This window comes from Achromobacter sp. B7 (assembly GCF_003600685.1).
In the GTDB taxonomy this organism is placed as follows: domain Bacteria; phylum Pseudomonadota; class Gammaproteobacteria; order Burkholderiales; family Burkholderiaceae_B; genus Achromobacter; species Achromobacter spanius_B.
Genome location: NZ_CP032084.1, coordinates 129,491 through 142,615, shown reverse-complemented (window position 1 = coordinate 142,615; position 13,125 = coordinate 129,491). Strand labels below are relative to the sequence as shown.

11 protein-coding genes are annotated in these 13,125 nt (G+C 64.6%); 7 read left to right on the top strand and 4 right to left on the bottom strand.

The genetic code is table 11. From position 1 onward, the window contains the following. Window positions 1-26: 26 nt before the first annotated feature. From DVB37_RS00670 to rpoN, 3 genes are all read right to left on the bottom strand, one after another. Window positions 27-935: a DMT family transporter gene (locus tag DVB37_RS00670; RefSeq protein WP_120153408.1), complete on the bottom strand. Its 909-nt coding sequence runs from the start codon at window positions 933-935 to the stop codon at window positions 27-29. Window positions 936-1,089: 154 nt separating this feature from the next. Then, window positions 1,090-1,371 carry a bacterioferritin-associated ferredoxin gene (locus tag DVB37_RS00665; RefSeq protein WP_006216781.1) on the bottom strand — a complete coding sequence of 94 codons (282 nt, stop codon included), beginning with the start codon at window positions 1,369-1,371 and terminating at the stop codon, window positions 1,090-1,092. Between the two features lie 121 nt (window positions 1,372-1,492). Beyond that, window positions 1,493-2,938, bottom strand: a complete 1,446-nt coding sequence (gene rpoN, locus DVB37_RS00660; protein ID WP_104144682.1) for an RNA polymerase factor sigma-54 — start codon at window positions 2,936-2,938, stop codon at window positions 1,493-1,495. On the opposite strand from rpoN, the gene DVB37_RS00655 reads away from it, so the two are divergent. From DVB37_RS00655 to leuA, 3 genes are all read left to right on the top strand, one after another. Continuing rightward, entirely contained in the window at window positions 2,937-3,581 is a 645-nt protein-coding gene (locus DVB37_RS00655; protein ID WP_046803931.1) for a hypothetical protein, read from the top strand. The two genes, rpoN and DVB37_RS00655, sit on opposite strands and share 2 nt — an antisense overlap. A 189-nt stretch (window positions 3,582-3,770) precedes the next feature. Beyond that, window positions 3,771-4,748 carry a tripartite tricarboxylate transporter substrate binding protein gene (locus DVB37_RS00650; RefSeq protein WP_120153406.1) on the top strand — a complete coding sequence of 326 codons (978 nt, stop codon included), beginning with the start codon at window positions 3,771-3,773 and terminating at the stop codon, window positions 4,746-4,748. A gap of 469 nt (window positions 4,749-5,217) precedes the next feature. Continuing rightward, on the top strand, window positions 5,218-6,930 hold the full coding sequence (leuA, locus tag DVB37_RS00645) for a 2-isopropylmalate synthase (protein ID WP_046803933.1): 1,713 nt from the start codon (window positions 5,218-5,220) through the stop codon (window positions 6,928-6,930). 171 nt (window positions 6,931-7,101) lie between these two features. Here the strand turns inward: leuA and DVB37_RS00640 are convergent, their stop codons facing one another. Continuing rightward, the gene (locus DVB37_RS00640; protein ID WP_120153403.1) at window positions 7,102-8,430 is read right to left on the bottom strand and encodes an amidase; all 1,329 of its coding nucleotides are present in this window, start codon (window positions 8,428-8,430) and stop codon (window positions 7,102-7,104) included. Window positions 8,431-8,751: 321 nt separating this feature from the next. On the opposite strand from DVB37_RS00640, the gene DVB37_RS00635 reads away from it, so the two are divergent. The 4 genes from DVB37_RS00635 to DVB37_RS00620 all read left to right on the top strand — a co-directional run bounded on the left by DVB37_RS00635 (window position 8,752) and on the right by DVB37_RS00620 (window position 13,114). Next, window positions 8,752-9,765 (top strand): substrate-binding domain-containing protein, encoded by a 1,014-nt coding sequence (locus tag DVB37_RS00635; RefSeq protein WP_046803935.1) that lies wholly within the window; start codon window positions 8,752-8,754, stop codon window positions 9,763-9,765. 28 nt (window positions 9,766-9,793) lie between these two features. Then, a complete protein-coding gene (locus tag DVB37_RS00630; protein WP_046803936.1) occupies window positions 9,794-10,591 on the top strand; it encodes a phosphodiesterase in 798 nt (265 codons plus the stop codon). Between the two features lie 137 nt (window positions 10,592-10,728). Continuing rightward, a complete protein-coding gene (locus DVB37_RS00625; RefSeq protein WP_120153402.1) occupies window positions 10,729-11,784 on the top strand; it encodes an ABC transporter ATP-binding protein in 1,056 nt (351 codons plus the stop codon). A gap of 34 nt (window positions 11,785-11,818) precedes the next feature. Further along, complete coding sequence (locus DVB37_RS00620; RefSeq protein ID WP_104144678.1) at window positions 11,819-13,114, top strand: ABC transporter substrate-binding protein; 1,296 nt, start codon at window positions 11,819-11,821, stop codon at window positions 13,112-13,114. Window positions 13,115-13,125: the final 11 nt, after the last annotated feature.

Genomic DNA, 13,125 nt, shown 5'->3' with positions numbered 1-13,125 from the left:
TAGCGCTATTTTGCTTATTCAGTGGTTCAACGCGCTTTGCGCGTCGTCAACCAGATCCCAAAGGCGATTGGCACGATGCCCAAAAGATCCAGCCACGATACCGGCTCGCGCAGGACCAGCCAGCCAAACAACAAGCCCAGCGGCGGCATCAAGAAATGCAACGCACTGGCCGACGTGGCGCTGGCCCGGCTCAGGATCATGAACCACAAGTAGTAGCCGCCCATCGACACGGCCACGATCATGTAGGCCATGCTGGCCAGCAGGCTCGCCGTCAGGCGCGCATCACTCAGGCTTTCGTTCATCAGCGCGAACGGCAGCAACGCGGCAGCCGCTGCCAGGGATTGGATGCCAGTCGACGTCCATAGGCCTGCCGCCGGCTTGAGCCGCTTGTAGAGCAGCGTGCCGGCCACCAGCGCCACCAGGCCACCTGTGACCAGCAGCGTGCCGTGCATGTCTTCCTGCATGCCTGTCAGGCGTGATCGCAGCACCACGGCCACCCCGACCAGCCCCAGGCACAGGCCCAGCAACTTGCGCCACGTCAGCCGCTCGCCCAGTACAGGGCCGGCCAATACGCCGATCAGCAGCGGGTTGGTGCTGATCAGCACGGCGGTGAATGCCGACGACACGGTCGTCATGCCGGACCAGCTCAGCCCCAGGTACAGCGCGTTGTTCAAGACGCCCAGCAGGATGAGGGACGCGAGGTCGCGCCCTTGCAGTGGCCGGCCCCGGCGGCTGAAGGCGGCGATGCCCAGCATCAACACGCCGGCAATCAGGAAGCGGATGGTCAACAGGGTCAACGGGGGGCAATCGCGCACCGCGATCTTGGCCGCCGCAAAGGCCGAACTCCACAGAAAACAGAACGCGGCAATCGGCACCCAACTGATGCCCGAGGCGGCAGGAGCGTTCGGGGGGCAGGTGGCGGGCGTGGCCTTCATCGGGAGTCCATGAGAACGGCACGCCACGCATGGCGCAGGGATCAAGCATTCTGCTCGCGCCCTGGCGCAATGACAAATAGTTTGGGAAAGGCTGCGTCCGGAAAGCAGCACGGCCCGCCGAAGAACTCAGCGAGCCGGAGGGGACGGCAATGCGTTAGCCGGCGGCGACCAGCGGAATCGGGAAGCTGCTGTTGTTGGCAGCCGAACCCGATTCAACCAGGGTGGCGGGCGCATTGACCGGAACGGCGATGGAGCGAACGTCGCACACGCTGGAGCAGCGGCCGCCCGGCAGGTATTCGGCGGCGGTTGCCGCGCAGCAGCCGCAGCACGTGGCCACGCCCAGCTCGAATTGCAGGTCGGACAGCGTCGTCGCGCCACCGTCCACGCTGGCGCGGACTTGGCGTTCGGTGATGGCATTACATACGCAAATGTACATGCGAATGATTATCGAAAATTATTCGGCGGATGACAAGCCCTGAACGCAAAAAAATTTGTAGCGCAATTGTGACGCAAGCCCTTGAAACAAAGGACGAATCCTCAAAGATTCGTCCCCTATTTCAACGCGCCGAGGCTTGGGCCTTACGCAGCGTAGCCGGGGCAATTCGCAGCGCTTCTCGGTACTTTGCCACCGTCCGACGGGCGATAACTATCCCCTGATCGGCCAGTTTCTGCATGATCTGGCTGTCCGACAAGGGCTTGGCCCGGTTCTCTTCCGCGACCATTTGGCGGATGAAAGTCTGCACCGCCGTGGCCGACGTAGCGTCACCGCCGTCGGTGGAGACCCCCGTCCCGAAGAAGCGCTTGAGCTCCAGCGTGCCAAACGGAGTAAGCATGTACTTCTGCGTTGTGGCGCGCGAAATGGTCGATTCGTGCAGCCCGAGCTCACCCGCGATGTCTTTCAGGATCAGCGGACGCATGGCCGACGGCCCCTGGCTGAAAAACGCCGTCTGGCGTTCGACGATGGCCTGGGCGACACGCAGGATCGTGTCGAAGCGCTGCTCCACGTTACGTATCATCCATTTGGCTTGCTGCAACTGGGTTTGCAGGCCCGCGTGCGCGGATTCCTTTTGGTTGCCCAGCATCTGTGCATACAGCCCGTTGATTTGCAGCCGGGGAACGGCGGCGCTGTTCAGCGTGACCTGCCAGCCGCGCCGCGCCTTGCGCACGATGACGTCGGGCACAGCGTAGTCCGCCGCAGGCACGGTCCAGGCGCGTCCGGGCCGGGGCTCCAGCCGCAGGATCAGCGTGTGGGCCGCGCGGAAAATTGCCTCGTCGCAGCCCACGGCAGCGCACAGGCGTGCAGCGTTACCGGTGGCCAGCAAGGGCAGATGGCGCGCACAGATTTCGCGGGCGCAGGCCAGGACGGCCGGATCGGCCGCTTCGGGCAAACGCGAGAGGTCGGGGTGGCGCAATTGCAACACCAGGCAATCCGCCATGTCGCGCGCGCCGATGCCGACGGGGTCGAACGATTGCAGCAGCGACAGCGCCGCCCGCAACTCATCCAGGTCGGGTTCCATTTCGGCCGGCAGCCACGTCAGGATTTCCTCAAGCGGCGAGCCCAGGTAGCCGTTTTCATCCAGCTCGTCGATCAGCAAGGCCGCCAGGGCAGCATCGCGCGGCGCCGCCCGCGTCAGCATCAGCTGGCCCAGCAGGTGTTCGCGCAACGTGTCCGGGCGCGCCGCTTCGGGCAGCCCGGAGTCATCATCCGAATACACGCCGCCCGAGCCAGGCATTTCTTCGACGGGGGCATCGCGTTCCGCTGCGGGGGTGTCGTCATCGACCGAGGATTCGCGTTCGGATTCGGCTTGCGCCTCGGCGGCGGGGGTGTCGTCTTCCCGTTCCAGCAGGGGGTTGTCCGCGAGCACTTGCGAGATCTCGGCTTCCAGGTCGAGCGTGGACAACTGCAACAATCGTATCGATTGCTGCAATTGAGGGGTCAGCGTCAGGTGCTGGCCAGGTCGCAGTTCTAAAATTGGACGGGTCATAGGTACAATATTTTGCATGATGAATCTGACTTCGCCCGCAAGCGTTCGCCAGGACAGCCGACTTATCGGCCAGACCCTGCTCAAACTGGCGCTACCCCGAATCGTTGTGCGCGCGATAGTCATCGCCGTCGCCGTCGTCCTTTGGTATCTCGTTGCCTCGTGGATACTGGATTTCGGCAAACGCATGAACTATGACTTCCTGCATACGCTGGGCCAGCCAACCCAGGATATGGCGCAGAAAGTCAATCCCTATATCTGGTGGGTCGTTGCCGGCATCTGGACGCTGATCGTCTTCTTCTCGGTCCGCGCCTGGTTTGCAGCCAGCCTGGCCTCGGGCGCGGCAACCCCGGTGGGCACGGATACGCTGGCCGATCTGGCGCCGAACCTGTCGGAAGAATCGTTGGGCGTGCTGCGCTGGACCTGGGGTGACCGCCAAGAACCCTTCACTGTAGGCGACTTGCGGCGCGCACTGTCTGAAATTCGCCACAATCGCAGCGGCAAGATCGCCATGGTGGCCGAACAGGCGCAAATTTTGGAAGGCACGGCCATCCCGCCGTCGCGCGATCCGCGCGATGACGGCCGCCGAGCCCCGCGTACCGAAGTCCGGGGCGAGACCCGCGGCGACCGCTACGTCGAACCTCGCATCGGCCCGGCCCGCTAACGCGGCGCGGACTTTTTTGCCACACAGGCCGCCGATCTGGCGGCCTTTTTTGTTTCAGTCCGGCGCCAGCTCCGCCTTCTATACTGACCCGTCCAGGCTCGCGCAACCGCAGGCCGCGCAACAGACCCAGCAAAACCATAACGGCAGCCGAGACCTGCCGATGCGCGGCCGGCCCCTGGAGAGAAAATCATGTTCCGCACCCCCATCCGGTATGCCGCCGGTTTGCTCGTGGCCTGCTCGGCCGTATTCGCCGCCACGCCCGCCATGGCCGCATGGCCCGACAAACCCATCACCTTCGTCGCGCCGTTCAGCGCCGGCGGCGCCAACGACCTGGTCGCCCGCATCATCGCCAAGGCAGTGGGCACGACGCTGAAGCAATCCGTCATTGTGGAAAACCGACCCGGCGCCGGCGGGGTCGTGGGCGCCGCGCACGTCGCTCGCAGCGCGGCAGATGGCTACACCTATCTGGTGGGTAGCAATGGCACCGTTACCAACAGCCTGATCCGCTCGGACCAGCCCTACAAGGACGACGAGCTGACCCCCGTCGCGCTGTTGACCATCACGCCCTCGGTGATCGTGGCCAACCCGTCCAACCCGGCCAAGGACCTGAAGGACTTCGTCGAGCGCGCCAAGAAAGCCAAGACCGACCGCATCACCTTTTCCACCGCCGGCAACGGCAGCACGCCGCATTTCGTGGCGGAAATGGTCAAGGAAGCCACGGGCCTGCCCATCGAGCCCATCGCCTACAAGAGCGGCTCGGAAGGCGTGACGGCGGTGATCGGCAACCAGGTCGACGCCACGTCGGAAGCCAGCATCGTGACGTTGCCGCTGATCCAAAGCGGCAAGTTGAAGGCGCTGGCCACCACGTGGGACAAGCGCATGGCCAGCGCGCCGGACATTCCCACCACCGCCGAAGCCGGCTTTCCCGCCGTGCGCATCGGGCACTGGGCGGGCTTGTACGCGCCCGCCGGCACGCCGGCGGACGTGTTGGACAAAATGAACGCAGCGGTCGAGCAGTCGCTCCAGACCAAAGAAGTGCAGGACGCGTTGCGCCAGAGCAGCATCGAACCGGGTGGCGGCTCGCGCGCGAGCTTTGTGGAATTCGCAGCCAGTGAACGCGAACGCCTGGGCAAGATCGTGAAAAACGGCCACATGCAAACGCAGTAGACGCACGCCACCGCCCGATGCCGCAGCGGCATGCTGCGACCTCGGGCGCGGGCCGGATTTTCGGTCTCGCGCCGCTGTCGATCAAAGATCGCGGCGCGCTCTGCCCCCGGTTTTTTTCAACGTTTTCGTTTGCGCTGGCAAAGAAAATATGTTTGACTAGCACCCTATGGCCGCTCACCGCACCCTCCCCGCGATTGCCACCGGACGCTTCGTCGCTCCGGTCGCCGGCCTGCGCGCTCGTTCCTTCTTCGCTGCCGCGCTATCGCTATACCTACCGATCGGTTGCCGGGCCTAGTGTCCCCGTGGTAGCTCGGCAGCCACGTTTGCCACACGCGATTTCCCCCTTTTATTTGTGAATCCTGCCGGTTAATCACGGCAACCCCTGGCGCAAAACCGTCATCCGGTCATCGCGCCGCCGAGACTCAGTGCTCACGGGATTCAAAAGAAACCGATTGATCGAGGTGTAGTCATGATGCTTGCCAACCCCGCCACCAAATACGTCCCCTTCGCGCCGTTCACCCGCGACTTCTCCGAACGCACGTGGCCCAGCCGCCGCATCACCAAGGCGCCGATCTGGATGAGCACCGACCTGCGTGACGGCAACCAGGCGTTGATCGAACCCATGAGCGTCGAGCGCAAGCTCCGCTTTTTTGAACAACTGGTGAAGATCGGCTTCAAGGAAATCGAAGTCGGCTTCCCGTCCGCGTCGCAGACGGACTTCGATTTCGTGCGCAAGCTGATCGACGAAAAGCGCATCCCCGATGACGTCACCATCATCGTGTTGACGCAGTCGCGTGAAGACCTGATCAGCCGCACGGTGGAAGCCGCGGCGGGCGCCAAGCAAGCCATCGTCCATATGTACAACGCTTGCGCACCGGCCTTCCGCAAGGTGGTGTTCAACATGTCCAAGGACGAAATCAAGGGCATCGCCACGACCGGCACGCGCCTCATCAAGCAATACACCTCGCAGCGCCCCGAAACCAAATGGAGCTACGAGTATTCGCCCGAAGTGTTCAGCACCACCGAGCCCGAATTTGCCTTGGAAGTGTCCAACGCCGTCGCCGATGTCTGGCAGCCCACGCCCGACCACAAGATGGTGTTGAACCTGCCCGCCACGATCGAGGCCACCAGCCCCAACCTGTACGCCGACCAGATCGAATGGATGCACAAGAACCTGGCGCGCCGCGACAGCATCGTGCTTAGCGTGCACCCGCATAACGATCGCGGCACCGCCGTGGCCGCCGCTGAATTTGCCGTGATGGCCGGCGCCGACCGTATCGAAGGCTGCCTGTTCGGCAGCGGCGAACGCACCGGCAACGTCGACCTCGTCACGCTTGCCTTGAACCTGTACACGCAAGGCGTGCATCCCGGTTTGGACTTCTCCGACATCGACGAAGTGCGCCGCTGCGCGGAATACTGCAACCAGTTGCCGGTGCACCCGCGCCATCCGTATGCCGGCGACCTCGTCTTCACCGCGTTCTCCGGCTCGCACCAGGACGCCATCAAGAAGGGCTTCGCGCTGCAACAGGCCGACGCCGTCTGGGAAGTGCCGTACTTGCCGATCGACCCGGCCGACCTGGGCCGCAGCTACGACGCCGTGATCCGCGTGAACAGCCAGTCGGGCAAGGGCGGCGTGTCGTACCTGCTTGAGCAGGAACACGGCCTGGTCTTGCCGCGCCGCCTGCAAATCGAATTCAGCCGCGCCATCCAGCGCGTGACGGACGAGACGGGCAGCGAAGTCACCGCCGACGACGTGCACACCATCTTCAATCGCGAATACCTGGAACAAAAGGCGCCCTGGAAGTTGATCCGCCACCGCATCGACGGCAACCCGTCGGCCGGCGAAGGCCAGCATTTCAGCATCGAAGCCGAACTCGAATACAACGGCGAACGCCGCATCGTGACGGGCAAGGGCGATGGCGCCATCTCGGCATTCGTGGCGGCGCTGGACGTGCCCGTGCGCATCATGGACTACCACGAGCACGCCATCGGCACCGGCACCGACACGCGCGCCGCCTCCTATGTCGAACTGCGCGTGGGCGAGTCCTCCACGGGCTTTGGCGTAGGCATCGACCGCGACATCGTGACGGCCTCGTTCCAGGCCGTCCTTAGCGCCGTGAACCGCCACATCAACGCGGGCGCCGTGGCGTCCGCCGAGCAAGAAGCCGCCGAGGCCGCGTGATCCGCGCTCTCCTTCTGAACTGAACGCCCGAAGCCGGCCCGAAACATGGGCCGGCCAACAACCAGGAACACACCTCTTCCTGGCGCGACCGGCACAAAAAAGCCCGCCTTATCGGCGGGCTTTCTGCTTTCTGCTTTCTGCTTTCTGCATTTGATTGAACGCGCGCCGCGTTCAGCCTCGCGGCCACATGTCCGACGCACCGATATCCGGCGCATTGGCCTCAAGCAGGCGCTCATGCACCCACGCCCCAATCGCCAGCGTGCGGTAGTCGTCATAGCGCTGCCCGATCAGCTGCAACCCCACGGGCAGCCCTTGCGGGCCCGTGGCGAAGGGCAGGTTCAGGCAGGGCAGGCCGAACAGCGTCCAGGGCCGCGAGAACTGCGGATCGCCCGTGCCCAGGTCGGCGAATGGCGCCTCGCCGGCGGCGCTGGGCGCCAGCAACACGTCGCAGTCGTCAAACCAGCTGTTCACCCGAATGCGCGACTCTTCGGCGCGCGCCAGGTTCTTGATGTGTTGCTCGGCCGATATCTGCGCGCCCGCTTCCAGCACCGCCTGGATCTTCGGGCTAAGTTGGCCGGCGTGTTGCAGGCGCTCGAAAGCCAGCGACTGCGACGCCTCGTACGCCATGATGTCGGCGTGCAGCTGCACCAGCATGCAATCCTGCGACGGCAGCGGCACCTCTTTCACGGTGGCGCCCGCGCGCGACAAGGTCGCCGCCGCCTGGGCGAACGCTTCCTTCGTTTCGGCCTGCGCGTGCCGCCACTGCAACGTGCGGCACATGCCCACGCGCGGCTTGGCGTCGTAGGACAGGTCCTGCATGCGGGCATCGCGCATCATCACGGACGCAAACAAGGCCACGTCGGGCACCGAACGGGCAAAGCCGCCCACCGTGTCCAGCGATTCGGCCAGGCTTTTTACGCCCGCGCGGGGAATGGCGCCGAACGTGGGCTTGAAGCCGACGATGCCGCAATAAGACGCCGGGCGGATGATGGAACCCGCCGTTTGCGAGCCCAATGCGAAGGGCACCATGTCGTCCGCGACCGCGGCGGCCGAGCCACTGGAGGAGCCCCCAGGCGTGTAGGCCTCGTTGCGCGGATTGCGGGTCGGGCCGGCTTGATAGGTCGCAAATTCAGTGGTGACCGTCTTGCCCACCACGATGGCGCCCGCGCCACGGCAAAGCGCCACGGCGGCGGCGTCCAGGCCGGGGCGGTGGCGTTCATAAATAGGCGAGCCGTAGCGGGTAGGGAGATCGACGGTGTCGAACAGGTCTTTCACGCCGATCGGCAGGCCATGCAGCGGACCCTGCAAAGGGCCATCGTCCAGGGCCTGTGCAACGTCCAGCGCCGCCTGTTTTTGCAGGGCGGTCCAGGCGTGGATGGTATTTTCGCGCTGCTCGATACGGGCAAAACAGGCTCGTACCAATTGCACCGCGGTTAACTCGCGCCGTTGCAGCTTGCGCGCGGCTTGAACCGCGCCAAGGCTGTTTAAGGCAGTAGACATTTTCCTTTCCTCTTTACCGGCGCCGCGCAAGGCGTGGCAGCTGATTACGCACCCGGTCCCCTTGACCGAGGGGTCTGCCCTGGCGTTGCCGGCGGCGTTGTTGCGCCGTGGGGCTATGCGGACCGATCCCTGCCATTGTGCGCGCCGCGTCAATTAGGAAAAACACCAAAAACACCGTGTTTTCCCGGGTAAAACGACTGCAACGCGCCTAGGCTTTATGTTGTTGCGTTCACACCAGCATAGCGCAAACCCGTGCAACACAAAGGTCATATTTGTCTTGTAAGATGAAAACGTTTTCAGCAAACAGACAGCAATCCCGGTATGGCTACGCGCCCGTCGCCCCGCTTTTCCATCATTGAAGTGGCCCGCAAGGCAGGCGTATCGCCGGCGACGGTTTCGCGCGCATTCAATCAACCCGAGATCGTCCATCCCGACACGTTGGCGCACATCCGCAACGTGGCCAAGCGCGCGGGGTTCCGGCCGAACCGCGTTGGCCGCAGCCTGCGCTCCGGCAGCACCCGCACCATCGGGTTGATCCTGCCCACCCTGTCCAATCCCGTGTTCGCCGAGTGCTTTGAAGGCGCCGAGCGCCGTGCGCGCGAATCGGGCTACAGCGTCATGTTGACCGCCACCGGGTATGACCCCGCCGTTGAATCCGCCGCGGTCCAAGGCCTGATCGACCATCAAGTCGACGGCCTGATCCTGACCGTGGCCGACGTCAACAAAAGCGCCACGCTGGACGATCTGGACAGCGCCGGCATGCCATATGTGCTGGTCTACAACGAGTCGTCCACGCACCCGTTTGCGTCGGTGGACAACCGCGCCGCTGCCAGCGACATGGTCGCGCATCTGGCCGCGCTGGGGCACCGCCGCATTGCGCTGGTGACCGGGCCGCTGACCGCCTCGGATCGCGCCCGCCGCCGTTTGACCGGCGCCCGCGCCTGCGCCAAGAAGCTGAACCTGGACACCGTGCAGCACATCGCCATGAGCTCGCACACCGGCAGCGATGCCGACGTGCTAAAGGCCGCGCTGCGCGGCAAACAGGCGCCTACCGCCCTGTTCTGCTCGAACGACCTGCTGGCCACTGCCGTCATCGCCGATCTGGTGGCGCTGGGCCTGCGCGTACCCACCGACATTTCGGTGTGCGGCTTTGACGGCATGCGCTTCGGCGCCTTGCTGACGCCGCCGCTGACGACCGTGGCGCAACCCAGCGACGGCATCGGCCAGACGGCGTGCTCGAACCTGCTGGCGCAGATCCATGGCCAACCTGCCCAATCGAACCGCTTGCCGCATTGCATCGTGGTAGGCGGTACCGCGGCGTCCGTACGCCGCTGATCTCTTCAATTACGACAACGCACGCATCATGCTCATTGCCCAAATCACCGACCTGCACATGCGCACCCCGGGCGACAAGGCCTACGGCATCATCGACCCGGCCGCATTCCTGGCGCCGGCCGTGCGCGCGCTGAACGCGCTGACGCCGCGCCCCGACTGCGTACTGATCACAGGCGACTTGACCGACCTGGGCCGCCCGCACGAATACCAGGTGCTGCGCGACCATCTGCAAGCGCTGGAGATTCCGTACTTTCTGCTGCCCGGCAACCATGACGACCGCGCGCAACTGCGCGCCGCCTTTCCCGACCACGATTACCTGCAAGGCGGCGGGCCGTTCATTCAGTACGCCATCGAAACCTATCCGCTGCGCCTGTTGGCGCTGGACACGGTGGTGCCGATGAAAAGCCATGGCGAACTTTGCCAGGACCGCCTGGACTGGCTGGCCGCGCGCCTGGCCGAACAGCCAGACCGGCCGACGCTGGTGTTGATGCACCACCCGCCGTTCCTGACCGGCATCGAACACATGGACGCCATCGGCCTTCTGGCCGGCGCGCCAGAGCTGGAACGCGTGGTGTCGCGCTTTCCCAATGTAGAACGGGTGCTGTGCGGGCATTTGCATCGCACCATCTTCCAGCGCTTCGGCGGCACGATCGCGTCAACCTGCCCGGGCACGGCACACCAGTTGGCGCTGGAGCTGGGGCCGCGTCCCACGCTGCAATACATCATGGAACCGCCGGGCTACCAGCTGCATTGGTGGCAAGGCACGAACCTGGTTACGCACCACGCGGTGCTTGGGGAATATCCCGGGCCTTATCCGTTTGCCTGAGCGCTGCGCCGAAGGGGCGCGCAGCGTTGCTTGTAGCCGTTTGGCTTGCCACGAATCCGTCATGTTTGCGCTGCACAATGAAAAGGTTTTCATAACAGGCAACAATGCGGATCTAACAATTAGATCGTCGAGACAGCATGTCATCCATCGTTCTGGATAACCTCACCAAACAGTACGGCGGCGCCGCCGCCATCCACGGCGTCAGCTTCACGGTGCCGGCGGGCAGCTTCACGGTGCTGCTGGGCCCGTCCGGCTGCGGCAAGTCGACCACCCTGCGCATGATCGCCGGCCTGGACACGCCCACATCGGGCACCATCCGCATCGGCGATCGCGACGTTACGCAACTGCCGCCGGCCAAGCGCCGCATATCCATGGTGTTCCAGTCATACGCGCTGTTCCCGCATTTGTCGGTGCGCGAGAACATCCTGTTCGGCCTCAAGGTCCGCAAGGAACCCGCGCGCGACTTCGACCGCCGCTTGCAGCGTGTGGCCGGGCTGCTGGGCCTGGAGCATCTGCTGGACCGCAAGCCGTCGCAGTTGTCGGGCGGCCAGCAGCAGCGCGTGGCGCTGGGGCGCGCGGTGATTTCCGAAGCGCCGGTGTGCCTGATGGACGAGCCGCTATCCAATCTGGATGCGCAGCTGCGCCACGAGATGCGCCGCGAGATCCGCGCCTTGCAGCAGGACCTGGGCATCACGATGGTGTACGTCACGCACGACCAGACCGAGGCGATGAGCATGGCCGATCAGGTGGTGCTGTTGCGCGGCGGTCAGATCGAACAACACGACACGCCCGACGGCCTGTACGCACGGCCGGCCACCGAGTTCGCCGCGCGTTTCATCGGCACGCCGCCCATGAATCTGATCGGGCTTGCCGCCGCGAACGGCGCCGCCGTTATCGCCGGCACGCAAGGCCCCGTGATCGCCAACGCACCGGCCGGCGCCATCAAGCTGGGCGTGCGCCCGGAACACATCCGGATCGACAGCACCGGCATACCGGCCATTGTCGAAAGCGTTGAATACTTCGGCGCGGATTCCATCGTGGTGTGCCGGGTAGGCGACACCAGCGGCGTGGCCGTACGAGTGGGCGGCCATTTGCGCGCCCGCGCCGGCGAGGCCCTGAACCTGTCCTGGCAGGACGGGCAACAGCATTTCTTTGCCGCCGATTCGGCGGTGATCAACACCGTCGGGCGCTAGAAGACGCCCATTGCACAGGAAAGGAAACGCCACCATGCGACGCATCGTACTGAAGACCCTGGCCGCCAGCCTGGCCGCCGCTTGCCTGTCCCTGCCGGCACAGGCGCAAAACAAACCCGTCGAGGTCGAGTTCTATTACCCGGTTGCCGTCGGCGGCCCGATCACCAAGATCGTCGACGACATGGTCGCGGACTTCCAGAAGGAAAATCCCGACATCAAGATCAAGCCGATCTACGCCGGCTCGTATCAGGATTCGATCGCCAAGGCGCTGACGGCGCTCAAGGGCGGCACGCCGCCGCAACTGGCCGTGCTGCTGTCCACCGACATGTTCACGCTGATTGATGAAGACGCCATCGTGCCGATCGATTCGCTGGCGAAAAGCGACGCCGACAAGAAGTGGCTGGGCAGCTTCTACGACGCGTTCATGCAGAACAGCCGCTCGGGCGGCCACACCTGGGGCGTGCCGTTCCAGCGTTCGACCATCGTGATGTACTACAACAAGGACCTGTTCAAGGCAGCGGGCCTGGACCCCGAACGCGCGCCCGCCACCTGGGCCGAGCTGGTCGATTACGGCAAGAAGCTGACCAAGCAGGACGCCTCGGGCAACACCACGCAGTGGGGCATCGAGATCCCGTCGGGCGGCGCGTTTGCGTACTGGCTGTTCCAGGCGCTGACCACGCCGAACGGCGCGATCCTGATGAACGAAGCCGGTAACGAGGTCTACCTGGACAAGCCGGCGGTGGTGGAAGCCGCGCAGTTCTGGCGCGACCTGTCGGCCAAGCACAAGATCATGCCCACCGGCACCATTGACTGGGGCACCACGCCCAAGGACTTCCTGGAAAAGAAGGCCGCCATGGTCTGGACCACCACCGGCAACCTGACCAACATCCGCAAGAACGCCGACTTCCCGTTCGGCGTGGCGATGATGCCGCAGCAAAAGCGCGGCGGCAGCCCCACGGGCGGCGGCAACTTCTATATCTTCAAAAGCGGCACGCCGGCGCAGCAGCAGGCCGCGCTGAAGTTCGCGCAGTGGGTCACCACGCCGGAACGCGCGGCCGACTGGAGCATCGCCACGGGCTACGTGGCCGTGACGCCGGCCGCCTGGCAAACCGAAAAGATGAAGAAGTACGCGCAGGAAGTGCCGGCCGCCACGGTCGCGCGCGACCAGCTGGAAGTCAGCGTGGCGGAGTTTTCCACGCATGAAAACCAGCGCGTCACCAAGACCCTGAACGACGCGCTGCAAGCGGCGTTGACGGGTTCGAAGACGCCGCAGCAGGCGCTGACCGACGCACAGCGCGAGGCCGACCGCATCCTGCGTTCCTACAAATAAACCGACAAGCA

What these genes read in the sequence shown, in the direction of transcription:
- DVB37_RS00625 (WP_120153402.1), top strand. Translation starts at nt 10,729, where the DNA reads ATGTCATCCATCGTTCTGGATAACCTCACCAAACAGTACGGCGGCGCC.
- DVB37_RS00630 (WP_046803936.1), top strand. Translation starts at nt 9,794, where the DNA reads ATGCTCATTGCCCAAATCACCGACCTGCACATGCGCACCCCGGGCGAC.
- leuA (WP_046803933.1), top strand. Translation starts at nt 5,218, where the DNA reads ATGATGCTTGCCAACCCCGCCACCAAATACGTCCCCTTCGCGCCGTTC.
- rpoN (WP_104144682.1), bottom strand. Translation starts at nt 2,938, where the DNA reads ATGCAAAATATTGTACCTATGACCCGTCCAATTTTAGAACTGCGACCT.
- DVB37_RS00640 (WP_120153403.1), bottom strand. Translation starts at nt 8,430, where the DNA reads ATGTCTACTGCCTTAAACAGCCTTGGCGCGGTTCAAGCCGCGCGCAAG.
- DVB37_RS00665 (WP_006216781.1), bottom strand. Translation starts at nt 1,371, where the DNA reads ATGTACATTTGCGTATGTAATGCCATCACCGAACGCCAAGTCCGCGCC.
- DVB37_RS00670 (WP_120153408.1), bottom strand. Translation starts at nt 935, where the DNA reads ATGAAGGCCACGCCCGCCACCTGCCCCCCGAACGCTCCTGCCGCCTCG.
- DVB37_RS00620 (WP_104144678.1), top strand. Translation starts at nt 11,819, where the DNA reads ATGCGACGCATCGTACTGAAGACCCTGGCCGCCAGCCTGGCCGCCGCT.
- DVB37_RS00650 (WP_120153406.1), top strand. Translation starts at nt 3,771, where the DNA reads ATGTTCCGCACCCCCATCCGGTATGCCGCCGGTTTGCTCGTGGCCTGC.
- DVB37_RS00655 (WP_046803931.1), top strand. Translation starts at nt 2,937, where the DNA reads ATGATGAATCTGACTTCGCCCGCAAGCGTTCGCCAGGACAGCCGACTT.
- DVB37_RS00635 (WP_046803935.1), top strand. Translation starts at nt 8,752, where the DNA reads ATGGCTACGCGCCCGTCGCCCCGCTTTTCCATCATTGAAGTGGCCCGC.